This is a genomic window from Arthrobacter sp. 05T423, from assembly GCF_056396245.1.
The window spans coordinates 65,715-86,940 of the sequence record NZ_JBFTLC010000024.1 but is presented as its reverse complement, the minus strand read 5'-3'; the positions used below and the strand labels follow the sequence as shown (position 1 = coordinate 86,940).

26 protein-coding genes and 1 pseudogene are annotated in these 21,226 nt (G+C 66.2%); 14 read left to right on the top strand and 13 right to left on the bottom strand.

Annotated features, from left to right (window positions below):
* Nucleotides 1–2 precede the first annotated feature (2 nt).
* The 4 genes and pseudogenes from AC1DFE_RS16845 to AC1DFE_RS16830 all read left to right on the top strand — a co-directional run.
* Nucleotides 3–1,277 (top strand): DUF6986 family protein, encoded by a 1,275-nt coding sequence (locus AC1DFE_RS16845; RefSeq protein WP_476907018.1) that lies wholly within the window; start codon nt 3–5, stop codon nt 1,275–1,277.
* A gap of 10 nt (nt 1,278–1,287) precedes the next feature.
* A complete protein-coding gene (locus AC1DFE_RS16840; RefSeq protein ID WP_476907017.1) occupies nt 1,288–2,100 on the top strand; it encodes a bifunctional allantoicase/(S)-ureidoglycine aminohydrolase in 813 nt (270 codons plus the stop codon).
* A 154-nt stretch (nt 2,101–2,254) separates the two neighbouring features.
* Entirely contained in the window at nt 2,255–2,611 is a 357-nt protein-coding gene (locus AC1DFE_RS16835) for a VOC family protein (protein ID WP_476907016.1), read from the top strand.
* Between the two features lie 138 nt (nt 2,612–2,749).
* A pseudogene (locus AC1DFE_RS16830) lies at nt 2,750–2,848 on the top strand (SDR family oxidoreductase); the annotation flags it as partial.
* A gap of 92 nt (nt 2,849–2,940) precedes the next feature.
* Here AC1DFE_RS16830 and AC1DFE_RS16825 read toward each other — a convergent pair.
* Nucleotides 2,941–4,116 (bottom strand): zinc-dependent alcohol dehydrogenase, encoded by a 1,176-nt coding sequence (locus tag AC1DFE_RS16825; protein WP_476907015.1) that lies wholly within the window; start codon nt 4,114–4,116, stop codon nt 2,941–2,943.
* Between the two features lie 196 nt (nt 4,117–4,312).
* On the opposite strand from AC1DFE_RS16825, the gene AC1DFE_RS16820 reads away from it, so the two are divergent.
* Nucleotides 4,313–4,585 (top strand): hypothetical protein, encoded by a 273-nt coding sequence (locus AC1DFE_RS16820; protein ID WP_476907014.1) that lies wholly within the window; start codon nt 4,313–4,315, stop codon nt 4,583–4,585.
* A 17-nt stretch (nt 4,586–4,602) separates the two neighbouring features.
* On the opposite strand, the gene AC1DFE_RS16815 is transcribed toward AC1DFE_RS16820, so the two are convergent.
* The 3 genes from AC1DFE_RS16815 to AC1DFE_RS16805 form a co-directional block, all read right to left on the bottom strand.
* Entirely contained in the window at nt 4,603–5,292 is a 690-nt protein-coding gene (locus AC1DFE_RS16815; protein ID WP_476907013.1) for an HAD family hydrolase, read from the bottom strand.
* Nucleotides 5,293–5,333: 41 nt separating this feature from the next.
* Entirely contained in the window at nt 5,334–5,651 is a 318-nt protein-coding gene (locus AC1DFE_RS16810) for a YegP family protein (protein ID WP_476907012.1), read from the bottom strand.
* A gap of 120 nt (nt 5,652–5,771) precedes the next feature.
* Nucleotides 5,772–7,577: a glycoside hydrolase family 15 protein gene (locus AC1DFE_RS16805; protein WP_476907011.1), complete on the bottom strand. Its 1,806-nt coding sequence runs from the start codon at nt 7,575–7,577 to the stop codon at nt 5,772–5,774.
* Between the two features lie 197 nt (nt 7,578–7,774).
* Between AC1DFE_RS16805 and AC1DFE_RS16800 the strand changes: the two genes are divergently transcribed.
* The 3 genes from AC1DFE_RS16800 (at nt 7,775) to AC1DFE_RS16790 (ending at nt 10,345) form a co-directional block, all read left to right on the top strand.
* The gene (locus AC1DFE_RS16800) at nt 7,775–8,461 is read left to right on the top strand and encodes a GAF and ANTAR domain-containing protein (RefSeq protein WP_476907040.1); all 687 of its coding nucleotides are present in this window, start codon (nt 7,775–7,777) and stop codon (nt 8,459–8,461) included.
* Between the two features lie 11 nt (nt 8,462–8,472).
* A complete protein-coding gene (locus AC1DFE_RS16795) occupies nt 8,473–9,210 on the top strand; it encodes a DUF72 domain-containing protein (RefSeq protein ID WP_476907039.1) in 738 nt (245 codons plus the stop codon).
* Between the two features lie 61 nt (nt 9,211–9,271).
* Nucleotides 9,272–10,345: an App1 family protein gene (locus AC1DFE_RS16790; RefSeq protein WP_476907010.1), complete on the top strand. Its 1,074-nt coding sequence runs from the start codon at nt 9,272–9,274 to the stop codon at nt 10,343–10,345.
* A gap of 65 nt (nt 10,346–10,410) precedes the next feature.
* On the opposite strand, the gene AC1DFE_RS16785 is transcribed toward AC1DFE_RS16790, so the two are convergent.
* Nucleotides 10,411–11,979 (bottom strand): GH1 family beta-glucosidase, encoded by a 1,569-nt coding sequence (locus tag AC1DFE_RS16785; RefSeq protein ID WP_476907009.1) that lies wholly within the window; start codon nt 11,977–11,979, stop codon nt 10,411–10,413.
* Between the two features lie 66 nt (nt 11,980–12,045).
* Nucleotides 12,046–12,438 (bottom strand): VOC family protein, encoded by a 393-nt coding sequence (locus AC1DFE_RS16780; RefSeq protein ID WP_476907008.1) that lies wholly within the window; start codon nt 12,436–12,438, stop codon nt 12,046–12,048.
* Between the two features lie 182 nt (nt 12,439–12,620).
* Here AC1DFE_RS16780 and AC1DFE_RS16775 point away from each other — a divergent pair, with 182 nt between their 5' ends.
* Nucleotides 12,621–14,132 (top strand): AAA family ATPase, encoded by a 1,512-nt coding sequence (locus AC1DFE_RS16775; RefSeq protein ID WP_476907007.1) that lies wholly within the window; start codon nt 12,621–12,623, stop codon nt 14,130–14,132.
* Between the two features lie 85 nt (nt 14,133–14,217).
* Here the strand turns inward: AC1DFE_RS16775 and AC1DFE_RS16770 are convergent, their stop codons facing one another.
* From AC1DFE_RS16770 to AC1DFE_RS16760, 3 genes are all read right to left on the bottom strand, one after another.
* Nucleotides 14,218–14,607, bottom strand: a complete 390-nt coding sequence (locus AC1DFE_RS16770) for a hypothetical protein (RefSeq protein ID WP_476907006.1) — start codon at nt 14,605–14,607, stop codon at nt 14,218–14,220.
* A 32-nt stretch (nt 14,608–14,639) separates the two neighbouring features.
* Nucleotides 14,640–14,978 (bottom strand): J domain-containing protein, encoded by a 339-nt coding sequence (locus tag AC1DFE_RS16765; RefSeq protein ID WP_476907005.1) that lies wholly within the window; start codon nt 14,976–14,978, stop codon nt 14,640–14,642.
* A gap of 109 nt (nt 14,979–15,087) precedes the next feature.
* Complete coding sequence (locus AC1DFE_RS16760; RefSeq protein ID WP_476907038.1) at nt 15,088–15,510, bottom strand: Hsp20/alpha crystallin family protein; 423 nt, start codon at nt 15,508–15,510, stop codon at nt 15,088–15,090.
* 140 nt (nt 15,511–15,650) lie between these two features.
* Here AC1DFE_RS16760 and AC1DFE_RS16755 point away from each other — a divergent pair, with 140 nt between their 5' ends.
* A complete protein-coding gene (locus AC1DFE_RS16755) occupies nt 15,651–15,965 on the top strand; it encodes a MerR family transcriptional regulator (protein ID WP_476907004.1) in 315 nt (104 codons plus the stop codon).
* Nucleotides 15,966–15,974: 9 nt separating this feature from the next.
* On the opposite strand, the gene AC1DFE_RS16750 is transcribed toward AC1DFE_RS16755, so the two are convergent.
* Both AC1DFE_RS16750 and AC1DFE_RS16745 read right to left on the bottom strand, forming a co-directional pair.
* The gene (locus AC1DFE_RS16750; protein ID WP_476907003.1) at nt 15,975–16,280 is read right to left on the bottom strand and encodes an MmcQ/YjbR family DNA-binding protein; all 306 of its coding nucleotides are present in this window, start codon (nt 16,278–16,280) and stop codon (nt 15,975–15,977) included.
* A gap of 6 nt (nt 16,281–16,286) precedes the next feature.
* Nucleotides 16,287–17,063, bottom strand: coding sequence for a phosphatase PAP2 family protein (locus AC1DFE_RS16745; protein WP_476907002.1), 777 nt, complete (start codon nt 17,061–17,063; stop codon nt 16,287–16,289).
* A 150-nt stretch (nt 17,064–17,213) separates the two neighbouring features.
* On the opposite strand from AC1DFE_RS16745, the gene AC1DFE_RS16740 reads away from it, so the two are divergent.
* Nucleotides 17,214–17,456, top strand: a complete 243-nt coding sequence (locus AC1DFE_RS16740; RefSeq protein ID WP_476907001.1) for a hypothetical protein — start codon at nt 17,214–17,216, stop codon at nt 17,454–17,456.
* Between the two features lie 155 nt (nt 17,457–17,611).
* Entirely contained in the window at nt 17,612–17,809 is a 198-nt protein-coding gene (locus AC1DFE_RS16735; protein ID WP_476907000.1) for a hypothetical protein, read from the top strand.
* 64 nt (nt 17,810–17,873) lie between these two features.
* Here AC1DFE_RS16735 and AC1DFE_RS16730 read toward each other — a convergent pair whose 3' ends face one another.
* The gene (locus AC1DFE_RS16730) at nt 17,874–18,746 is read right to left on the bottom strand and encodes an NAD-dependent epimerase/dehydratase family protein (RefSeq protein ID WP_476906999.1); all 873 of its coding nucleotides are present in this window, start codon (nt 18,744–18,746) and stop codon (nt 17,874–17,876) included.
* 290 nt (nt 18,747–19,036) lie between these two features.
* On the opposite strand from AC1DFE_RS16730, the gene AC1DFE_RS16725 reads away from it, so the two are divergent.
* Nucleotides 19,037–19,780, top strand: a complete 744-nt coding sequence (locus tag AC1DFE_RS16725; protein ID WP_476906998.1) for an ANTAR domain-containing protein — start codon at nt 19,037–19,039, stop codon at nt 19,778–19,780.
* A 56-nt stretch (nt 19,781–19,836) separates the two neighbouring features.
* Here the strand turns inward: AC1DFE_RS16725 and AC1DFE_RS16720 are convergent, their stop codons facing one another.
* The gene (locus AC1DFE_RS16720; protein ID WP_476906997.1) at nt 19,837–20,376 is read right to left on the bottom strand and encodes an Hsp20/alpha crystallin family protein; all 540 of its coding nucleotides are present in this window, start codon (nt 20,374–20,376) and stop codon (nt 19,837–19,839) included.
* A gap of 369 nt (nt 20,377–20,745) precedes the next feature.
* Here AC1DFE_RS16720 and AC1DFE_RS16715 point away from each other — a divergent pair, with 369 nt between their 5' ends.
* Nucleotides 20,746–21,210, top strand: a complete 465-nt coding sequence (locus AC1DFE_RS16715; protein WP_476906996.1) for a hypothetical protein — start codon at nt 20,746–20,748, stop codon at nt 21,208–21,210.
* Nucleotides 21,211–21,226: the final 16 nt, after the last annotated feature.

Sequence of the window (21,226 nt, the reverse complement as noted above, 5' to 3'; positions counted from 1 at the left end):
GCATGGCGGTACCCGAAACCTCGCTGACCGCAGCCGACCTGGCACGGATCGACGGGAAGCTGGCGGACACCGACCGGCTGCTCGAGCAGAACTACCCGGGCGACGACGGCTCCCGCCAGCCCGTCCACACGGTGTACGTCCCCGCTGACCGGTTCACGCCGTCGCTCGCCGCGGACTGGGGAACCCAGGCGCTGGCGACGGCTGCCGGCCACGGCGGGCTGGCCCGGCTCGGTTCGCTGCTGGGCCAGGACGCCGAGCTCGCCGAAGCGGTTGCCTCCCGGGTGGAGGCAAAGCTGGGCACCGAACCGATCGAGGACCTCCGGCTCGACTTCGAGGATGGGTTCGGGGATAGGGGCGACGACGCGGAGGACGCCGCCGCCATTGCCGCGGCCTCCGCCGTGGCCGCCGCAGTCTCGGCCGGCTCCGCGCCGCCGTTCATCGGGATCCGGTTCAAGTGCTTCGAGGCCCCCACCCGCGCCCGCGGGCTGCGCACCCTCGACCTGTTTGTCTCCGGCCTGGCCGCGGCCGGCGAACTGCCCGCAGGCCTGGTCCTGACCCTGCCCAAGGTCACCACCGTGGCGCAGGTGCAGGCCATGGACTACGCGGTCTCCCGCCTTGAGGAGATCCACTCGCTCCCCGCCGGACGGCTCCGGTTCGAGGTGCAGGTGGAGACGCCGCAGCTCATCCTCGGCCCGGCGGGAACGTCCCCGGTGGCACAGCTGCCGCACGCCGTTCCCGGACGGATCAGCGGGCTGCACTACGGCACGTACGATTACTCCGCTTCCCTGCAGATCTCCGCCGAGTACCAGTCGATGGAACACCCGGTGGCCGACTTCGCCAAGGAAGTCATGCAGCTGGCCGTGGCCGGTACGGGCATCCGGCTGTCCGACGGATCCACCAACATCATTCCCGTGGGCGACAACGTGGAAAAAGCCTGGCAGCTGCACGGCCGGCTGGTGCGCCGATCCCTGGAGCGCGGCTTCTACCAAGGGTGGGACCTGCACCCGGCCCAGCTCCCCAGCCGCTTCGCAGCAACGTATGCCTTCTACCGCCAGGGCCTGCCCGCCGCGGCCGCCCGGCTGCGGAACTACGTGGAGCAGACGGAAGGCGGCGTCATGGATGAGCCGGCCACCGCCCGCGCGCTCGCCGCGTTCGTGCTGCGCGGCGTCCAGTGCGGCGCGGTCGGTGCCGAGGAGGTGCTGGCGGCTGCCGGCGTCGGAATCCCCCAACTCACCGGACTGGCCCACCCACGGCTGGCCCAGACCACTTCAAAGTAAGGATCCAATGATGGGCAAGTACTACTCCCCTGAAGGCGGACTGCCGCCCCAAACGCACCTCACCACCGAGCGCGCGATCGTCAAAGAGGCCTACACCGTCATCCCCAAGGGCGTGCTGACCGATATTGTCACCAGCAACCTGCCGGGCTTCACGAACACCCGTTCGTGGATCATTGCCCGCCCGATCTCGGGGTTCGCCACCACGTTCTCCCAGCTGATCGTTGAGATCGGTCCCGGCGGAGGCGCCCCCAGGGCCGAATTCGAGGCCGGCGTCGAAGGCGTCGTCTTCGTCACCAAGGGACGGGTGAATCTGACGCTCGACGGCGAGCTGCACCAGCTGGAGGAGGGTGGCTACGCCTACCTCGCAGCAGGTTCAAGCTGGGGCCTGGAGAACGTCTCGGATGACATTGTGTCCTTCCACTGGATCCGCAAGGCCTACGAGCGGCTTGAGGGTTACGAGGCCAAGTCCTTCGTGACCAGTGATGCGGACGTTGAACCGAGCGAAATGCCGGACGTCAACGGCGTCTGGAAGACCACCCGCTTCGCGGACCCCAACGACCTGGCCCACGACATGCACGTGAACATCGTGACCTTCCAGCCCGGCGGCGTGATCCCGTTCCCGGAGACCCACGTCATGGAGCACGGCCTTTATGTCCTCCAAGGCAAAGCCATGTACCTGCTCAACAACGATTGGGTAGAGGTGGAAGCTGGCGACTTCATGTGGCTGCGCGCCTTCTGCCCGCAAGCCTGCTACGCCGGCGGCCCGGGCGAATTCCGCTACCTGCTGTACAAGGACGTCAACCGCCAGATCCGCCTGACGTAGCCTTCCTCCATACCTGCCACCGAAGTCGCCGGAAGCCTGCCCGTACGCTGGTAGCTTCCGGCGACTTCGTTGTCTTCCGGCGATTTCGCTGTGTTAGCCTGGCTGACCCACCCAACCCCTTGCGCCGCAACTGGGCGCAGGGAAGCATGAAGGCATGCTGACGATCGGAACGACTGTCCTTGGCGTCAACGACGTTGCCCGCGCCACCGCATTCTGGTGCGACGCCCTCGGTTACATCCCGCGGGAAGACGGCGACGAAACATGGGTGGTGCTCGTCCCACAAAAAGGCGACGGCGCCCGTCTCGCCCTCATGCTCAGTGAGACCCCGGCCCAGTCCCATCCGCGCCTCCACCTGGATCTCTACGCCGATGACCAGGCCGCCGAGGTGGAGCGCCTCGTCGAACTCGGTGCGGCCCGGGTGCGCTGGGACTCTTACCCGGACGACCCGGATTTCATCGTGCTGGAAGACCCGGACGGAAACCGCTTCTGCGTCGTGGATGCGGCAGCCTGAGGCCCCTAGAAGGGACGCACTGAAGGGACGCAGCATGGACTTCTCACCCCGCACCGCCATCGTCACCGGCAGCGATTCCGGCATCGGCCGCGCCACCGCTGAGGCGCTGGTCCGGGCAGCGGGCAGGGTTGCGGTGACTACCTGACCGGGGCGTCGTGGGCGGTCGACGGCGGCATGCTCCAGATGGGCCCGCAGGCCGGTTCCCACATCACCGGCCACGAGTGGCGCGAACAGTAGGACGAGCCCGGACGGAAAGCGGCTGGCGGGTGAGTCGCCCGCCAGCCGCCGTCCCGGACCTCGCTGCTAAAGCCCGGTGCCATTAAGGCCCGTCAGGGCTTGAGGACCACCTTGATGCAGCCGTCCTCTTTCTTCTGGAACTTTGCATAGAGCTCCGGTGCCTCGGCCAGCCCCGCTGTGTGGGTGACCAGATCCATCACACCCAGCGGATCGGCGTCGTCCTCCACCAGCGGAAGCAGCTCATCGGTCCACCGGCGGACGTTGCACTGGCCCATGCGCAGCTGGATCTGCTTGTCGAACATGGTGAGCAGCGGCATTGGGCTGGCCGTGCCACCATACACGCCGCTCAGGGAAAGCGTGCCCCCGCGCCGGACCGTATCCACGGCGGTGTGGAGCGCGGCGAGCCTGTCCACGCCGGCGGTTTCCATGGCCTTTTGGGCGACCTTGTCGGGAAGGAGGCCGAGTGCCTGGTGGGCGAAGCCCGCCACCGGCGAGCCGTGCGCCTCCATGCCGACGGCGTCAACCACCGAATCGGGCCCCCGGCCGCCGGTCATCTCACGCAGTTCGTCTGCGACGCCCTTGGAATAGTCCAGGACCTCGACGCCGTGGCGCGCCGCCATCTCGCGGCGCTCCGGAACGGGATCAACGCCTATCACCCGCTGGCCAAGGTAGCTGCCAATCCGGGAGGCGAACTGCCCCACCGGGCCAAGCCCGAAGACCGCCAGCGTTCCACCCGCCGGTGCATCGGCGTATTTCACGGCCTGCCAGGCGGTGGGAAGAATATCCGAGAGGAAAAGGTACCGCTCATCCGGCAGTTCCTGTCCCACTTTGACGGGGCCGTAGTCGGCGAACGGCACCCGCAGGTACTCCGCCTGGCCGCCGGGAACGGAGCCGTAAAGCTCCGAGTATCCGAAAATCGCACACCCTGAGTTCTTTTCCCGGACCTGGCTGGTTTCGCACTGCGACTGCAAGCCCTGGGAGCACATGTAACAGTTGCCGCAGGAAATGTTGAAGGGAATGACCACACGGTCGCCCTTGGCCAGATGGGTAACGGAGCTTCCCACCTCTTCCACGATGCCCATGGGCTCGTGGCCCAGCACGTCATCCTTGTGCATGTATGGACCAAGCACCTCGTACAGGTGGAGGTCCGAGCCGCAGATCGCGGACGATGTGATCCGCACAATGGCATCCGTGGGCTCCTGGATGACAGGATCCGGTACTTCCTTTACGCTCACCGAGCGCTTGCCTTGCCAAGTCAGTGCCTTCACTGGAATGCCTTCCTCTCGCTGCAGGTCGCGTCCTTTCGACCGTAACGTGATCATGTCCGGATGTGAAGATCAGTATGCTTATCAATTTTTTCGGGATTCGAAGGTAGAAGGTAAGCATCCTTGCTTTTCTCTTGTTTCGGCCCGGGATCGCTCCTAGCGTAGGAACTGTTCTTGCCCCCCAGGAAAGGCGCCCATCATGTCGCTGTACCAGCCCGAACCGGTGGAAATTTCCACCCGCATGCGCCCCGGTGAATGGACGGAGGCCAGCCTGGAGGAGCTGGTGACCACCTACCGCGCGAAAATCCTCGCCATGGGGGCCGCGGTTTCGGAAGTCGTCACCGAGGTAGTAAGGAACGACGACGGCTCCGTTGCCGTTGCGGTGTCGTGGAGCAGAGGTACCTACGCCGACGAGCCCGAGGGCGGAGGGTTCACGGGCAGCGAGTCCACGGTGGACACGGCCGGACCCTGATCCGGCGGCCGGATCAGCTACCCGGCCAGCAGCTTTCCAATGGCGCTTCCGGCCAGGTTGTCCAGCAGGTCCCGGGGGTCCTCATACACCTCAACAGCCCCCGCCTCGCGGAGTTCCGCGTCGCTGGTGCCGCCGCAGGTGAGGGCGATGGTGGGGATGCCCAGCTTGCCGGCCGCCATGACGTCCCACACCGAATCCCCCACATAGACGGCCGCGGAGGCTTCAATCCCCACGGCCTCCAGTGCCGCCACGAGGATGTCCGGCTCGGGCTTGCTGTTCTCGGCATCGTTGGAGCTGGTAGCGGCATGGATGAAGTCATCTGCCCCCAGAGCCGACCGGAGCGCCTCGAGATCCTGCTCCCTCGCGGACGAGGCCAGGGCCACCGCCAACCCGCGCTCACTGCATCCGGCCAACAGGTCGCGGGCCCCGTCGAACGCGCGGAGCGAAGGCCAGTAGGTGCCGAAGATCCCGGAATGGGCGGACAGAACAGCCTCGTCCACGTCCTTATTCCGGGAGTCCGGCAGCAGGTGGTCCACCAGTCGCGCCCCGCCCATCCCTACACAGCGGTGGATCCGGGCCATGGGCACGTCGAAGCCTAACTGGCGGAACGCCTGCCACCAGGCGAGGGTGTGGATGTACGCCGAATCGATCAGCGTCCCGTCAACATCGAACAGGACGCCCTTCTCCCGGCGCCGCCCTGCTGGCAAGTGGCCCGCCGATTCCTCGCCCCCTGACACTCCTGCCGCCCTCAGCGTTCGGCCAACTGCGGCGCGGGTACCCGGTGCGGGACGGTCCTCGGGGACCCGTAACCCACCGCAACCGTGGACTTCAGCGCCTGCCTTGCGGGCTTGCCATGCCGCTTTGGGGCGGGCCGCTTCACAGCATCCTTGCAGCAGTCACGGATCAGGCCGGTGCCGGCAATCTCCCTGGCCTGGGCAACTCCGGCAACTGCTGCGCGCTTCGTCGGGAAGGTCACGGACACAGCCATCAGCGCACCCGTTCCGTCCAGCAGCCGGATCCTGTAACCGCCGTCGGGAGCGTCCACCAACTCGAAATATCCAGACATTTGGTTGTCCTCCTTCTTCACCTTTCGGTGACATGTTTAGTAAGTATACTTACCTACACGACGAAGGTGAGAGGTGTCACCCAAATTTCGGCTCGAACCGGGCCGGGGCACCGCATCCGATCACCCGGTCCCGGCCTTGGACGGTAGCGGCTTGTCGCTCCGGTGGGACCGGCGCTGGCTCAGTTGCAGGGCACTGGTCACCAGCGCGAAATGGCTGAACGCCTGCGGGGTGTTCCCCAGGTGCCGCCCACTTTGGACGCCCCATTCCTCACTCAGCAGGCCGACGTCGTTCCGCAGCGACAGCAGCCGTTCAAACAGTTCCGTGGCCTCCCTGCGCCGGCCTGCCCCAAGCAGTGCCTCCACGAGCCAGAAGGAACAGGCGAGGAAAACCCCTTCGCCCCCGGGCAGCCCGTCGTCGCTCGCCTCCGGCCGGTAACGGAGCACGAACCCGTCCTCCGTCAGTTCGCGCTGGATGGCGTCGATGGTGCCGGTCACCCGGGGGTCGTCGGGCGGGAGGAAGCCCACCCTGGGAATGAGGAGCAGGCTGGCGTCGAGTTCGGGCCGCCCATAGCTCTGCGTGAAGGTGTTCCGGTCGGCGTCGAAGCCGTTCGCCATGACTTCGGCGCGGATGGTGTCGCGGAGTGCCTCCCAGCGGTCCGCGGGACCGGGAAGCCCCGAATCCCGGACCCCTTTGACCATCCGGTCCGCTGCCACCCAGGCCATCACCTTGGAATGTGTGAAATGGCGCCGCGGCCCGCGCATCTCCCACAGCCCGTTGTCCGGCTGGTCCCATGCGCCTTCGAGGTATTCCATCAGCGCCACCTGGACGTCCCAGGCTTCGTCCGTGTGCTTCAGCAGCGAGTTGCGGGTCAGCGCAAGGCAGTCCAGCACTTCACCCCATACATCCAGCTGCAGCTGCCCCGCGGCAGCGTTGCCCACCCGCACCGGCGCCGAGCCCTCATATCCGGACAGCCAGGGCAGTTCCATCTCCGGCAGCCTGCGTTCGCCATGGATCCCGTACATGATCTGCAGGTCGGCAGGGTCCCCGGCCACGGCCCGCAGCAGCCAGTCGCGCCAGGCCGCCGCCTCGGCGGTGTAGCCGGCGGCGAGCAACGCCTGCAGCGTTAGGGTTGCATCGCGGAGCCAGCAGTAGCGGTAGTCCCAGTTCCGCGGCCCGCCCAACTGCTCCGGCAGCGACGTGGTTACGGCCGCCACGATGCCTCCGGTGGGCGCGTAGGTAAGGGCTTTGAGGGTGATCAGCGAGCGCTGCACGGCGTCCTTGTACGGCCCGGAGACCTTGCACTTGTCCGCCCATTCCCGCCAGAACCGCTCGGTGGAATCGAGCACTTCCTCGGCGTCCACGGAGCGGGGGCGGCGGACGTGGCTGGGCGCCCACGTCAGCACGAACGGCACCCGTTCGCCGGCCTTCACGGTGAAGTCGCTGACGGTGTGCATGCGTTCGCCGCGCAGCGGCGCGGAGGTCACCAAGTACGCGGAATCCGGCCCGGCGATGGCGTGAAGACCGTGGCTGTCCCGGCGTACCCAAGGCATGATGTGGCCATAGTCGAAGCGCAGGGCCAGCTCGCTCCTCATCCGCACGTGGCCGCTCAGCCCCACCACGATCCGCACGATGTCGGCCACCTCGTCGCGGGGCGGCATGAAGTCGATGACCCGGACGGCGCCGTCCTCGGTTTCCCACTCGGTTTCCAGGATGAGCGTGTGCCGGCGGTAGCGCCGCCGCGTGCAGCCGCCCCCGGTTGCGGGGGCCAGGAGCCAGCGGCCAGCCTCTGGGGTGTCGAGTAGCGCATTGAAGCAGGCCGGCGAATCGAACCGCGGCAGGCAGAGCCAGTCAATGGACCCTTCAGTGCTGACCAAGGCCCCCGTGTGGAGATCCCCGACAACCGCATAATCCTCAATGCGTACCATGCCCTTACAGTGCCATAGCCGGGCCCCGCCGCACGAGAGGCGGCCGGGTGTAGCCTAAAATTAGGCGGAGCGGCCGCCGGACCCTTGACCTGTTACCCGGCTGACCTGTGACCCGGCGCTCCCGGTTGTAGGCGGAAGTGGAGCCTTGAGTGGATAGTCGCGTGAACGAAGCCGACGTCGTGGAGCGAGTCCAGGACATGCTGCTGGATACCCAGGATGTTCAGGATTTCCTCGATGAGCTGGCACGGTTCTCGGCCGAGAGCATGTCGGGTCCGCGCGGCCAGATCTATTGCGGCATTACCCTCCTCCGGCACCGTTCGGCGGCCACCGTGGCCAGCAGCGGCGAGCACGCCCAGGCAGTGGACGAACTCCAGTACCAGTTTGGCGACGGGCCCTGCCTTCGGTCCTGCCGGGAGGGTGTCCTGGTCCACGTGCCGGACTTCGAGCTGGACTCTGAATTTCCGGAGTACAACGACACCGTGCTGATGAACGGCATCCGCTCGGTGCTGGCGGTGCCTTTCGAACTGCCCGGCGCCGACGCACGGGCGGGGCTGAACCTGTACTCCCGGACACCGAATATCTTTGACGCCGCCGCTGTGGAGAGCGCCATCGGCTATGTCCGCCAGGCCTCCAAGGGACTGCGGCTCGCTGTCATGCTGGCCCAACGCAACGACAACGCGGCCAACCTGAAGCGGGCCATGGCGTCACGGACCATCATCGACACGGCGGTGGGCATCATCATTGCGCAGAACCGCTGCAGCCAGGAGGACGCCATCAACCTGATCAAGTCGGCGTCCAGCACGCGCAACCTGAAGCTGCGCGACGTCGCTGCGGCCATCGTGGAGTCTGCCGGCGGCGGCCCTGTGTCAACCCACTTCGCGTGACGTCCCATCGGGTGAATATCCATATCGGCACGTCCGGCTGGAGCTACGACCATTGGGAGAACGTCCTGTACCCGCCCGGGCTTCCCACCCGGGACCGTCTGCAGCAATATGTGGCACGGTTCAGCACGGTGGAGCTGAACGCCAGCTTCTACCGCTGGCCCCGGGACACCACGTTCGCGGGTTGGCGGGCCCGGCTGCCAGCCGGTTTCGCCCTGTCCGTTAAGGCCCCCCGCGGCCTCACCCACGCGAAGAAGCTGTACGGCCCGGAGGTCTGGATCGAACGGATCTCCCGCTGCTGGCACGAGCTCGGCGACAAGCGCGCGGTGCTGCTGGTACAGCTGCCCCCGGGCATGGCAAGGGATGACGCCCGGCTGGACTATTTCCTGGGCGCCATGCCGGACTGGATCAGGGTGGCCGTAGAGTTCCGGCATCCGAGCTGGGAGCAGCAAGACGTGTACAGGCTGCTGGAACGGCACCAGGCGGCGTACACCGTTATGAGCGGCGCCAATCTGCCCTGCAATCTCCAGGCCACCGCCCCGTTCGTCTACGTCAGGCTGCACGGGCCTGACCACCAGCACCTGTACGGCGGCTCCTATTCGGACGAGGAACTGGGCTGGTGGGCGGACAGGATCCGGGAGTGGCGGAACTCAGGAAAGGAAGTCTTCGCATACTTCAACAACGACGGCGGCGGCAACGCCGTGCGGAATGCCGACACCCTGCGTGGAATGCTGGGAGACGGCGGCGGGTAGGGCGAGTAACAGAGCGCAGGGCGGCGACCCATGTGCCCCTGCCCTGTGGCAGAGTGAAGGCATGGACATGGCGTCACAGGAATCCCCGTTGTCAGGGACGAGTTTGTCAGGGACGCGCGTCTTCCGCCTCGCCCACCGGCTCTCGGATGCGATCAATACCTCGCGCCTGAAGGTGGCCCGGCGTTGGAAGTTCGAACCCAAGACCATCGCTTACCAGGGCTATGGTTCCACCGAGTGGGTCCGGGTCCTGGGCAGGGTGGTGCTGGCCAGCAAACCCGTGCCCGGCAGCCGCGCCGATCACGCCGCCCGGAACGGCACGCAGAACGTGCGGGGCTGGCGCGCCTTCACCAGCGTCCCCATTCCCCGCTCCGAAGTGGAGATCGAGATCGGCGGAACAGTCACGAAGGTCAACGCCGACCGGGGCGGACTGGTGGACATCGACATTCCGGTGTCCCTCGCCCCGGGCTGGCACACCGCCGTACTCCGCACAGCGGACACCGAACCCGTGGAAGCCAGCATCTTTGTCATCGCCCCGGACACAAAGTTTGGCATTGTCTCCGACATTGACGACACCGTCATGGTCACAGCACTGCCCCGGCCGTTTCTGGCCCTCTGGAACACCTTTGTGCTGAGCGAGCGGGCCAGGATGGCCACTCCCGGGATGGCGGTGCTGCTGGACCGGCTCACTGTTGAACATCCCGACGCGCCGGTCATTTACCTCTCCACGGGGCCCTGGAACGCAGCGCCCACGCTGGCACGGTTCCTGACCCGGAACATGTATCCGGCCGGCCCGCTGCTCCTGACGGACTGGGGACTGACCCAGGACCGATGGTTCCGCAGCGGCCAGGAGCACAAGCGCCGCAACCTGGAGCGGCTCGCGGCGGAATTCCCGCGCATGCGCTGGCTCCTGATAGGTGACAACGGCCAGCACGACGAACAGATCTACTCGCAGTTCACGCAGCACAACGCGGACAAGGTGGCAGCCATCGCCATCCGGCAGCTGTCCGTGAGTGAGGCCGTCTTCGCTGGCGGGCACTCTGAGGACGGCGACCACAGCGCCTCGACGGTGCCGTGGATCTACTCCCCCGACGGTGCGGGCATAGCCCGCCAGCTCCGGGAGCTCGAACTGCTCTAGGTGCCCAACTGCTCTAGGGGCCCAGACTGCTCTAGCGCCCGTAGTGTTTAGGTGCCCGAGGTGCTTTAGGTAACGGTCCCGCCGTCGGACGTTCCGCCGTCGGACATCCCGACGTCCGTCAGCATTCCATCAGTCACAGTGCCATCCGGACCTGCTGCAGCGGCAGCGACGGCGGCATCCGCGGCGGCGGCCAGCTTCCTTTCCTCCTGGAGTTCCTGGAACCAGTAGAACGAGGCCTTCGGCGTGCGCACCTGCGTCTCGAAATCCACGTGGACCAGGCCGAACGGCTGCTTGTAGCCGCCCGACCACTCGAAATTGTCCATGAAGGACCAGACGTAGTAGCCGCGCAGGTCAACCCGTTCAGCCACACCGCCGGGGGCCGTGGCACGGAGGGCGGTGCCGATGTGGTCGGAGAGGTAGCGGAGCCGCCGCTCGTCAGGGATGAAGGTCCGGTTGGCGGACTTGTCGCGGACCTTGACGTCCACAAAGCTCGCCCCGCCCTCCGTGATGATCACCGGCGGAAGATTCGGGTACCGTTCGGCCATTTCCTTGAGCGCGACGGCCATGTACTCCGGCTTCACGGGCCACCCGTAGGCAGTGGTTTCGGTGTCCGGCCACGGTTCGATGTGCAGCGGGGCACCGGGCGTGGCGTCCCTGAGGTCGTCCCCCATCGCCTCCGCCATGGCTGCCGGGACAGGGCTGTCCCCGCCGCCGGCCGCCACCCGGGTGGGCATGTAGTAGTTGAGGCCATAGAAATCCAGCGGCTGGGAGATGACGGCCATGTCCTCGTCCGGATGATCGAAGGACGAGAAGAACTTCCCGAGGCGAATGAGGTCCGGATATTTCCCTGTGAGCACGGGGTCCGCATAAAGCCGGTTCTGCGCAATGTCCATCGCTCCGGCGCTCATCCAGTCGAGGGGGTTGCCGGAGTGGGCCACCACGGGCGAGTACACGTTGGTCATGCCGATTTCACCGGGCACCTTGGCGGCCCGGAGGGCCTGCAGTGCCAGGCCATGGCCCAGCAGCTGGTGGTGCACGGTGGGCAGGCCGTTCGCAAAGTCCGCCTTGCCCGGTGAATGCAGCCCCAGGGCGTAGCCGTTGGTGGTCACGGTGGCGGGTTCGTTGATGGTCACCCAGCGCGCCACCCGGTCCCCGTAGGCGGCTGCCGCAATGGCGGCGAACTCGCCCAGCCGGTAGGCGGTGTCCCGGTTGAGCCATCCGCCGTCCCCATCGAGTGCCAGCGGCGTGTCCCAGTGGTAAAGCGTGACCATCGGCGAAATTCCGTTGGCCAGCAGCTCATCCAGCAGCCGGTCGTAGAAGTCCAGGCCGGCCCGGTTCACCGCTCCGCGGCCGTCCGGCTGGATCCGCGGCCATGCCAGCGAGAACCGGTAGGAATCGATGCCCAGCTCCTTCATCAGGGCCACGTCCTGGGGCATGCGGTGGTAGTGGTCGCACGCCACGGCGGGGCTGTGGCCGTCCACGATCGCCCCGGGTCTGGCGGCAAAGACGTCCCAGCCGGCGGGTCCGCGGCCGTCCTCGTCGAGCGCGCCTTCAATCTGGAACGCTGCGGTGGCCACCCCCAGGGTGAATCCCGTCGGAACCATGGCGGCCAATTCTTTGGCGGAAGGATGCATCGCTGGACCTCTGTGACGTTGTGAACGGCCGGAAGGCCGAGACTTCAGATTGCCGGAGTCTACCGCTCAGGGCGCCGCATTGCCCGGGTTGATCACGGAAATCACGTTTCCGGCAGGGTCCTTGAACCACGCAATATCCGGGCCCATCCCGCGTGCTATGCCTTTTTCGTCCGTCGGCAGGCCGGGATCGTCGTAGATCTTGGTCTGGACGCCGGCGGCGTTGAGCTCATCAACGGCCGCGTCGACGTCGTCCACTACAAGGTTCAAGACCGTGAAGGTGGCAGGCTCATGGTTGTCCTTGGGGTACACAAAAATCTTGTGGCCCTCGGGCATGGACAGCTCCAGGGCGCCCATCCCGCCGTCGGATACGGCCAGGCCCAGTGTCTGCCCGTAAAACTCCCTGGCCCGCGCTACATCATCGACGCTGAAGCTGGAAAACGAACCCTTGGGCGCAAACATTGGCCTTACTCCTTGGACGGCTTCAGTCCTCCGGCAGCTCCGGACTGCGGTACCTCTCAACTGCGGTACCTCCCAGAATGACACAGCGCAGGGCCGCTGACGAGGGGCGGCGGAGAGCCTTCGGAACGCCGCCCGCCTGCAGACACGGCAGGGTGTTGACTGCCGCTGATAGGGTCCTGCCCATGAATGAAAAATTGGGGAAGTTCATCGACGATTTCGCGCAGCTGGTAGAGATCGCACAGTCCGGGCAGCACCGCGTTAAGGCTGGCACCCAGCTGCTGACAGCAATCACGGAGCATCTGGCAGTACCGGCCGAATCACTCGCGGTGGTGGTGGAGGAGGTGCCGGCGCACCGGTTCGTGGACGCGGACATCCTGATGGCCGAACTCGCCGGCGAGGACGAACAGTTCCGGCTGGTGGGCATCGGCGGCGGAGACCAGCGCCACCACCAGTCCCTGAGCGACATGCTGCAGCAGTCACAGTTCTTCCCGCAGTTTCCGTTGTCCCAGCCCGACTACATCAACCTCGCGGTGGGCCCGGACGAACAGCGGCAGGCCGTGGCACTGGGACTGTGGCTGTTCCGGCACGGGGGCAGCCCTGTTGCGGTCCTGCAGCGGGACGCGGCGCCACGGTATGGGCGGCAAACGGCGTGCCTCGAGGTGCTGGCAGCCGACGCGAAGAACGCGGCCTGCTTCCTGGCCGAGTTCCGCCGGTGCATGCAGCGCGGCAGCATCCTGAAAGGCCAGGTCATCTCCCTGGTCATGGGCGAGTACGGGCCCAGCAGCGGAGGCGTAACGTTCCATGCCCGGCCTGAGCTCACCGCCGCCGACGTCATCCTGCCCCAGGGGCTTCTCCAAAAAGTGGCCGACCACGCCCTGGGCATCGCGGCTCACCGAGAGTCGCTGAACGAGTACGGCCAGCACCTCAAGCGCGGCATCCTGCTGTACGGCCGGCCGGGGACGGGCAAAACCCATACGGTGCGGTACCTGCTGAGCCAGAGCGCCGGCATCACTGCGGTCCTGCTGTCCGGGGGATCGCTGGCCCGGATTTCCGAGGCGGCCGCCATGGCCCGGGCCCTCCAGCCTTCGATCGTGGTGCTGGAGGACTGTGACCTGATCGCGGAGGACCGGAGCTTCGGGCACGGGCCGCAGCCGCTGCTGTTCGAGGTGCTGGATGCCATGGACGGGCTGGACAACGACGCCGACGTCGCGTTCGTCCTCACCACCAACCGCGTGGACATGCTCGAGCGCGCCCTTGCCCAGCGCCCCGGCCGCGTGGACCTCGCCGTGGATATTCCACTGCCGGCGCTGGACGAGCGGATCGGGCTGGTGACGCTCTATGCGCGTGGCATTCCGTTCAGCCCGGATGCTGTCCGGGACGCCGCCCACCGCGCAAAAGGAACAACGGCATCGTTCGCGCGCGAGCTCGTCCGCCGGGCCGTCGTGCGTGCGGCACTGGACGGCTCTGCCGTGTCGGACAGTCACCTGCTGGAGGCCGTGGAAGAACTGATGGCCGACGGCGAGACCCTCACCAGAAGCCTGCTCGGCAGCGGCCCCGCCGGCGGCGGGGACGGGCAGGGCGGATTCGGTGGCCCCGGCTTCCACGGGTCAGGGTTTGGCGGTCCGGGTTTTCCCGGGCCGGGCTTCTCCCCCGGGCCGGACTTTGGCAGCGCCGGCTTTCCCGGGCCGGCCTAGCCTACGAAGGGGCAGAGCCCAGCCTACAAACGGGGAGAGCCCAGCAGCTGGGTTGGTCAACCAGCCGGGCTGGTCACCACAGGGGTTAGTCAACCAGTGGAGGCGGGCCGAAGAGGAATTCGTTGGCGTGGGACACGGCCTTGCGGAAGGCGTCGTTCCGAAGGGCCACGAGGTTCGTTGAGCCGGCCTCGCCAGGCTCAAGGAACTGGGTGAGGCCCGGGCGAAGCACCCAGATGTCCCCGGCCGGCGGCAGGTAGAACACCCCGAACGTGCGGTGCAGGCGGTCGTCGTCGGACCAGATGGGCACCACGGCCAGTGCGGCACCGGTTGTGGGATTGATCCACTGTGCTCTGGGCAGCGGCTCCTCATGGGCCTCGGGGTCCAGGAACGGCGCCGTGCCCTCACCCCAGCGTTGCTCGAAGCGCTCATGGAAGGCCGGAATCAGGTGGGAGTCATAGCGGCGCCAATCGCTCATGGTTGTGGTTCTCCTCTGACGTTCAGGTCGATTCAGGCCCGCGGTCCGCTCTCCCACCGGACGGGGGTGACGCGCAGCGGCGGTTCCCGGTGCCGGACCACGTGGACGGGAATGCTGTGTGGTTTCCTGGCGGATTCACTGGCAGCCGCACTACCAGGAGCCTCGCGGTCGTAGGCGGCTCGGCGCTTAGGGTCCCGAAGCACGGCGAAAGCCTCCATAACGAGTTGCAGTTCGGCCGGCACCGCTTCACCGCCGGCAACATCCGGGTGGTGGCGGCGGATCAGCGCGCGGTAGGCGCGGGCGATTTCCTGCTGCGACGCTCCACGGGAAACATGCAGCACCGCATAGTAATCCGGTGAGGGGCTGGTCATCGCTGAAGCCTGTTGCAGTTGCGGTGGTTGTTGCTGGTTTGCCGCCGGCGGTGGCGGCCTGGCGGTCCGGCTGGAATCCGCAGGCCGCCACTGCCGGCGGGGAGGTCGGCTACGTCTCGATCTGGTGCAGCTGGCCTTTACTTTCGATCTCGATCTTCCGCGGCTTGGCCTGCTCGGCAACCGGGATCCGCAGTGTCAGCACTCCAAAGTCGTAGCTGGCCTTGATCTTGTCCGCATCCAGCGTGTCGCCGAGAATGACCTGGCGGCTGAAGACGCCGCGCGGCCGCTCGGAAACCACCAGCTCGACGTTTGGCTGGGTGGGATCCCGGCGCTCCGCCCGGACAGTGAGGACGTTCCTTTCAACGTTCAGATCCACGGCGTCCGGCGAGATCCCGGGCAGGTCAAAGGCCACGACAAATTCTCCGTCTTCCTGCCAAGCATCCATCGGCATGGCCGCCGGACGGGCTGCTGTTCCGAAGACCTGCTGGGTGAGCCGGTCCAGCTCACGGAACGGGTCAGTACGGATTAGCATCATTTCCCACTCCCTTCAGCATGTAGGCTTTATGGCTACCCATCACCGCTTATCTATGGTGTTGGATATAGATTTTTTATAGCACCAGTGACAAACTTGGGCAAGGGGAAGATCAAGAAAAAATTTGGACGGGGAATCACATGGCCAACCGGGACAGCACCGGCCGCAGGCTGTACGCCATTTCCGTGGTGGCGGAGCTCGTGGGAACGGGCCAGCAGAACATCCGGCTCTATGAGCGCCGGGGCCTGCTGACCCCGGAAAGGACCGACGGCGGCACCCGCCAGTACAGCGAATCTGACCTCGCAGTCCTGCGCCGCATCGCTGAACTCCTGGACGAGGGGCTAAACCTGGCGGGTGTGGCGAAGGTGCTGGAACTGGAGCTGGACAACGCCCGGCTCCGGGGGCAGCTGCAGCGCGCCCGGGCCCGGAGCGCCCGCCCGGACGACGCCGATTGATCCTGTCGGCTACTGCCGGCCGCCAGCTAGCAGGAAGGAGTCCTCGAGCAGCTCGGCGAGTTCACCGCCGTCGACCCTTGAAAGCCGAACGAGGACCAACTGGGGCGAATGCTCATGGTGCGGCGTCCAGAAGTACGTCTCCGGATCCGTTCCCGCGAGGGCCTCGCGTTCCGCGGTTTTGACCGTGAGCACGTCCGTTTCCCACATCCGGGCCATCAGGGTTTTCGCGAACCAGGCCGGCTGGTTCCAGCTGGTGCGCTCGGTCACGCCCGGCAGTGCCAGGCAGATCCTCCGGACATCGGCTTCGGTGGCCATGCCCGCTCAGTCCTGGGAGTCGGCTTTGGACAGCTCTCCGGTGACCTCTTCGCCCGGGATCCGGGCGGTACGCCACGTGTCCACGGCGATCACCGCGCCGAGCACCACCAGCGACAGGGAGACGGACGCCACGGCGTCGCTCACCCAGTGGTAGCCCAGATACAGCCGGCTGAGGCTGGCCAGCACCACGCCAATGATGGCGCCGCCAAAGCCGACGGCTGTGGCCTTGGGGTTCCGGTGCCGGGAAAACACCAGGAAGGCGGTCACCAGCAGGAAATCCGAGGCTCCCAGGACATGGCCTGAGGGAAAGGAGAACGTATTGTCGGCGCCGAACAGCATCAGGTCCACGGGCGGGCGTTGCCTCTCGACGCTTCTGCCGATGAGCTGCGCCAGTCCGACGCCGGTGAGCATGGCCGCCGCCAACAGGATGGGCCGCCACGCATGCTTTGCCAGAATGCCCCATACCACTGTCACGATGAGGACAATGATGGGCAGCCCCACCGGACCGAAGATGACGGCGAGGACAATCATCACCACGGTCAGCACGTCCGAGCGGGTGGTCAGCAGCCACTTCTCAGCCGGACCGTCTCCGCTGGCCAGTCCGTCCTTCTGCAGGACGCTGGCGAGCGTCACGAAGAAGATTGTTGCCCCCACAAGGGCCAGCACTATCGCCGTTGCGTAGAGGCCCTTTCTCGCGCCGGCTTCCATATAGCGTTCTTCGACCACAAACTTGTCGTGGAAGCCGCGCCACCAGCCCTGCTTGCCCGCTGATTCTTCTGCCACCTGAACGACCGCCTGTTGCTGAGGGAAACTGTCTTGAACTGAAGGTTATCCCTGTTCGGAGTCCGGCGGCAGGAGTCCAAAGCCCCTTACGGATGTCCTCCCCCGCTGTTACGGTGAAACTCCCAGCCCCACGAGGTCTCAGGAGACGACATGAGCACTGAAGGAACCGGCCAGGACGAGCAGAACGGCGGAACCTCACCGCAGACCACGGGGGACGGCGTTCCGGACTCCGGCGCCGGCGTCGCGATGGGAGCAGGCGAGCCGAACACGTTCGAACCGGAAGAGGGAACGGACAGCCCGCAGGCCGCAACGCCCCGCGACGGCCAGGTAGCCACGGCGGACGACACCCCGGATGTCGATGAAACGCCGGTGGACACCACCGAACCCAGCTGACCGGCGCTGGCGGTCCTCCCCGGACCCCGCCAGGGAACCCTCCGGCAGCATCCGGGCAGAACCGATAGACCCGTTCCGGTAGCCCTGTCCTCAATGGCGGGGGCGGTGGATAATTGGTCACACATTGAAGTGGCAACGGGGCTACGGAGGCTGCCGTGAGGATCATCGGAACGCTTGTGGTCATCTGGATCATCATCGGCGTATTTGCCGCGTTTCAGCGGGGCTACTTCAGCGGCTCTCCGGACTCCTGCACGGAGGCCGGAACCGTGGCGATCACCATAGCCGCCGGACCGCTGAACTACATGGGCGCCAACCCCAAGCTGACCTGCGAAGTGCCCCAGCCTTCCAAGTAGAGGCCAACTCTACAAGTCCGCGCCCCACACCAAAGCACCAGCCAACCAAAGTCCTCGGTGGTGCTCAGTCCTCGGTGGGTGTGGTGCGGTTGGAGTGGTAGGTCCGCCAGCTGTGCTCGGGCGCGTAGCCGAGGAGCCTCTTGGCCTTGTCGATGGACAGCAGGGTCTCATGCTCGCCCAGTTCCTTCGTGACTTTCACCCCGGGGAACACTTCCTCCGCCAGGCTGGCGCTGGAGCGGCTCATCACGGTGTCCTCGTTGGCGATGACGAAGGCCTCGAACCCTGGCGCCCGGTAGTCGAGGGCACGTGCCACGGCCTGGGCACCGTCCCGGCCATCGATGTAGCCCCAGAGGTTCCACTTGCGCAGGGTGGCATCCGAGTCAAAGGACGGAAACTCGTCATAGTCCTCCGGGTCCATGACGTTGGAGAAGCGGAGGCCAACAATGCTCAGCTCCGGGTCCCAACGCGTCATCTGGATGGCCATCTGCTCCTCGAGGTGCTTCACCAGCGAGTAGGTGCTCTCCGGACGCGCCGGATATTCCTCATCCACCGGGATGTAGGGAGGGTCGGCGTCGAACGGCAGTCCCAGTACCGTCTCACTGGAGGCGTACACGATTTTCTTGATCCCGGCCCTGCGGGCCGCCTGGAACACGTTGTAGGTGGACAGCATGTTGTTTTCGAACGTGGCGGCATCGGGCACCAGCCCTGGAGCCGGGATTGCGCCGAGATGAACCACCGCGTCGAACCCCTGGTGCCGGTCATCCAAGCCGAGGATAACGTCCACAACCTGCCCATAATTGCGCAGGTCCACGACGGCGAAGTGTGGACTGCGGATGCCCGTCCGGTCCAGGTTCAGGACCGAATGCCCGTCCGCCACAAGCCTGCGCACCACGTTCCGTCCGAGCTTTCCGCTGCCTCCCGTTACTGCAATTCTCACCGTGGCCTCCTCCTCTTGGTTGGCCGGCCCTGTCCGGGCGGCCGTTCTCCCTTGGCCTCGGCAGCTCCCGCCGCCCGGCACCTTTCCCCCAGCCTAGGACCCATAGCTGTAACCGCGGCCATGGTGGCGTGCCGAACTGGTGTATATTTTCCCGGTACGGTTTAGCAGAAGGCCGTTGGATTGTTGTTCGATCCGGCACCTTGCTCGCTGCTATCCGCCCCGGCCACGGGGCCCCCCTGCGCTGCGCCCGCCGGTTCGTCTTGACCCGAGCGAAACGGTACCGAAAAATCGTGGCCAGCGAGTCGACCGCAAAAACTGAAACCTCAATCACGGAGCACCTGAACGAGCTTGTGCTCACCAGCTCCGACGTGGGCGAATTCCTCCATGAGCTTGCCCGGGTCTCTGCACGCAGCCTGTCCGAGCCCGGGGACGAAGTCCTCTCCGGCGTGACCCTGCTGCGGCACCGCAAGGCAGCAACCGTGGCGAGCAGCAGCCCTGAGGCACAGGCCATGGACGAGATCCAGTACGATTTCGGCGACGGCCCCTGCATGACGGCCTCGCGCGAGCAGGTCACCATCCACATCACAGACCTGGAAAACCACGACCGCTGGAAAAGCTATGCGCAGACGGTGCTGGGGCAGGGCGTCCGCTCCATCCTCGCCATTCCATTCGTGCTCGAGGGCGAGACCCGGGCCGCGCTGAACCTTTACTCGCACCGTCAGGGACGGTTCGAGGGCCGCGTTCTGGAACTGGCGCAGGACTTCGTCAGCCAGACGTCGATGGCGCTGCGGCTGGCCGTGCGCTTCGCCCACTACAGCGACGCGGCGGCCAACCTCAAAGCCACGCTGGAAACACGTACGGTGATCGACGTCGCGGTCGGCGTGATCATGGCGCAGAACAGATGCAGCCAGGAGGAAGCCTTCGATCTGCTCAAGGCAGCATCGAGTACCCGCAACATCAAGCTGCGCAGCGTTGCGGCGTCGATCGTTGACTCGCTGGGCCAGGGACCGGCAAAGACCCACTACGAGGGCTGAACTGCCGGGCTGGGGGTCAAACGTAGGGCCCGGTCAAACGTAGGGCCCGGGGGAACCTAGGGCCCACCGAAGCTCTGGCCTTCGGGATCCTGCCCCATTGTCCCTGAAGGCCCCCCGGCCCCTGAAAACCCCTCGGTTCGCGCGCCGCCAGGCCGGGCACTCCCACTTCCGGAACCCGCTCTTCCGGCATCTCGGGAGACGCGGATCTTCTGGCCTCCGGCAGCGGGCTCCTCCGTCAACTGAACGCGCACTTCCAGGACGCCGTCCGTGTACGAGGCCCGGATGTCCTCCTGGTTCACCGGGGCGGGAAGGCTTACGGTTCGCGAAAAGGTGCCGAAACGGAATTCCGAGCGGTACCCTTCCTTTTCCTTGTGTTCCGATTTTTCTTCACGGCGGACGGTGATCTGTAACTGGCTGCCGGCCAGGGTGATGTCGACGTCATTGTCAGGATCGATGCCCGGCGCTTCGGCCTTCACCACCAAGGAGCCGGACTCACGATATTCCTCAACCCGCAGCCAGGCGTCCAGATCCCCCTCCAGGAAACGGCGGAAGGGTTCCGGGATATCGACGCCGGCACGCCTGAATATGTTGGTCATGGCTGTTACCTCCTGTCAGCTTCCGGCCCCGTTGCAGGATGCGGAGGACCGGTTCGGGCCCCAACACCAACAAAGCTACGCCCTTGCCCTGCGCTTGTTAAGGCGGTTGTCCGGGCACCCGTGGGGCCGAACCTCCCTGGCCTCAGGAAGCTCGGTGCCGGGAATCCTGAGAGATTCCCTATGAAATCCCGGGAAGTTTCTGGCGGAAGTGCCCGCGACGGCGCCGGACGCGGCGGTTTCACCAAACGGATCCCCCAAATGGCGCTCGCAGTGCGTCCGTCGAGGGGTGCGGGCACCGAGCTTTTCACAGGAGGCTTGCCGCACATTGGCGCCATGCAAAGGAAAACGCGAACACTCACGGAGGTCCTGATGGACGCTAGCGTACCCACCCCTAGCGAGCCCGCATGGCTCAAGACTGCCGCTGAACCAGGCCGATGTGCCCAGGACGCGGCGGACGCACTTGAGGTTTTCTGCAGTGACTCGCTGAGGTCGATCGACAGGACCGTCATGCGCGCCCAGGTCATCGAACTCATTCTGGACATCCTTGCCACCACGGAAGTCCAGTCGGAGGCCCGGCGCCGGCTGCTGCAGCATCTGGCCACACATCCGGGTTCCCCCGAGCAGGCGCTGCTGTGCCACCTGAGCGAGAACGCCTGCCTGCCGCCGGCAACCGGCGCCGACTACCTCGCGGCGGGCGACTACCTTCCGGCGGGCGGGGACTACTTTCCGGCTGCTGCCGGGGACGGGCCGGCGGAAAGCGGCGGGAACCCAGCGGACGGTCCCAAGCCCAGGTGGCTGCCGGCGCCGCTGCGGAACCTGCTGCGGCTCGACTGATTTGGACCTGCCGGTG

Excerpts from the sequence above, each read along its gene's own strand:
- AC1DFE_RS16845 (WP_476907018.1), top strand. The coding sequence starts at position 3 with ATGGCGGTACCCGAAACCTCGCTGACCGCAGCCGACCTGGCACGGATC.
- AC1DFE_RS16840 (WP_476907017.1), top strand. The coding sequence starts at position 1,288 with ATGGGCAAGTACTACTCCCCTGAAGGCGGACTGCCGCCCCAAACGCAC.
- AC1DFE_RS16835 (WP_476907016.1), top strand. The coding sequence starts at position 2,255 with ATGCTGACGATCGGAACGACTGTCCTTGGCGTCAACGACGTTGCCCGC.
- AC1DFE_RS16820 (WP_476907014.1), top strand. The coding sequence starts at position 4,313 with ATGTCGCTGTACCAGCCCGAACCGGTGGAAATTTCCACCCGCATGCGC.
- AC1DFE_RS16810 (WP_476907012.1), bottom strand. The coding sequence starts at position 5,651 with ATGTCTGGATATTTCGAGTTGGTGGACGCTCCCGACGGCGGTTACAGG.
- AC1DFE_RS16805 (WP_476907011.1), bottom strand. The coding sequence starts at position 7,577 with ATGGTACGCATTGAGGATTATGCGGTTGTCGGGGATCTCCACACGGGG.
- AC1DFE_RS16800 (WP_476907040.1), top strand. The coding sequence starts at position 7,775 with ATGCTGCTGGATACCCAGGATGTTCAGGATTTCCTCGATGAGCTGGCA.
- AC1DFE_RS16790 (WP_476907010.1), top strand. The coding sequence starts at position 9,272 with ATGGACATGGCGTCACAGGAATCCCCGTTGTCAGGGACGAGTTTGTCA.
- AC1DFE_RS16785 (WP_476907009.1), bottom strand. The coding sequence starts at position 11,979 with ATGCATCCTTCCGCCAAAGAATTGGCCGCCATGGTTCCGACGGGATTC.
- AC1DFE_RS16780 (WP_476907008.1), bottom strand. The coding sequence starts at position 12,438 with ATGTTTGCGCCCAAGGGTTCGTTTTCCAGCTTCAGCGTCGATGATGTA.
- AC1DFE_RS16775 (WP_476907007.1), top strand. The coding sequence starts at position 12,621 with ATGAATGAAAAATTGGGGAAGTTCATCGACGATTTCGCGCAGCTGGTA.
- AC1DFE_RS16770 (WP_476907006.1), bottom strand. The coding sequence starts at position 14,607 with ATGAGCGATTGGCGCCGCTATGACTCCCACCTGATTCCGGCCTTCCAT.
- AC1DFE_RS16765 (WP_476907005.1), bottom strand. The coding sequence starts at position 14,978 with ATGACCAGCCCCTCACCGGATTACTATGCGGTGCTGCATGTTTCCCGT.
- AC1DFE_RS16760 (WP_476907038.1), bottom strand. The coding sequence starts at position 15,510 with ATGCTAATCCGTACTGACCCGTTCCGTGAGCTGGACCGGCTCACCCAG.
- AC1DFE_RS16755 (WP_476907004.1), top strand. The coding sequence starts at position 15,651 with ATGGCCAACCGGGACAGCACCGGCCGCAGGCTGTACGCCATTTCCGTG.
- AC1DFE_RS16750 (WP_476907003.1), bottom strand. The coding sequence starts at position 16,280 with ATGGCCACCGAAGCCGATGTCCGGAGGATCTGCCTGGCACTGCCGGGC.
- AC1DFE_RS16740 (WP_476907001.1), top strand. The coding sequence starts at position 17,214 with ATGAGCACTGAAGGAACCGGCCAGGACGAGCAGAACGGCGGAACCTCA.
- AC1DFE_RS16720 (WP_476906997.1), bottom strand. The coding sequence starts at position 20,376 with ATGACCAACATATTCAGGCGTGCCGGCGTCGATATCCCGGAACCCTTC.
- AC1DFE_RS16715 (WP_476906996.1), top strand. The coding sequence starts at position 20,746 with ATGGACGCTAGCGTACCCACCCCTAGCGAGCCCGCATGGCTCAAGACT.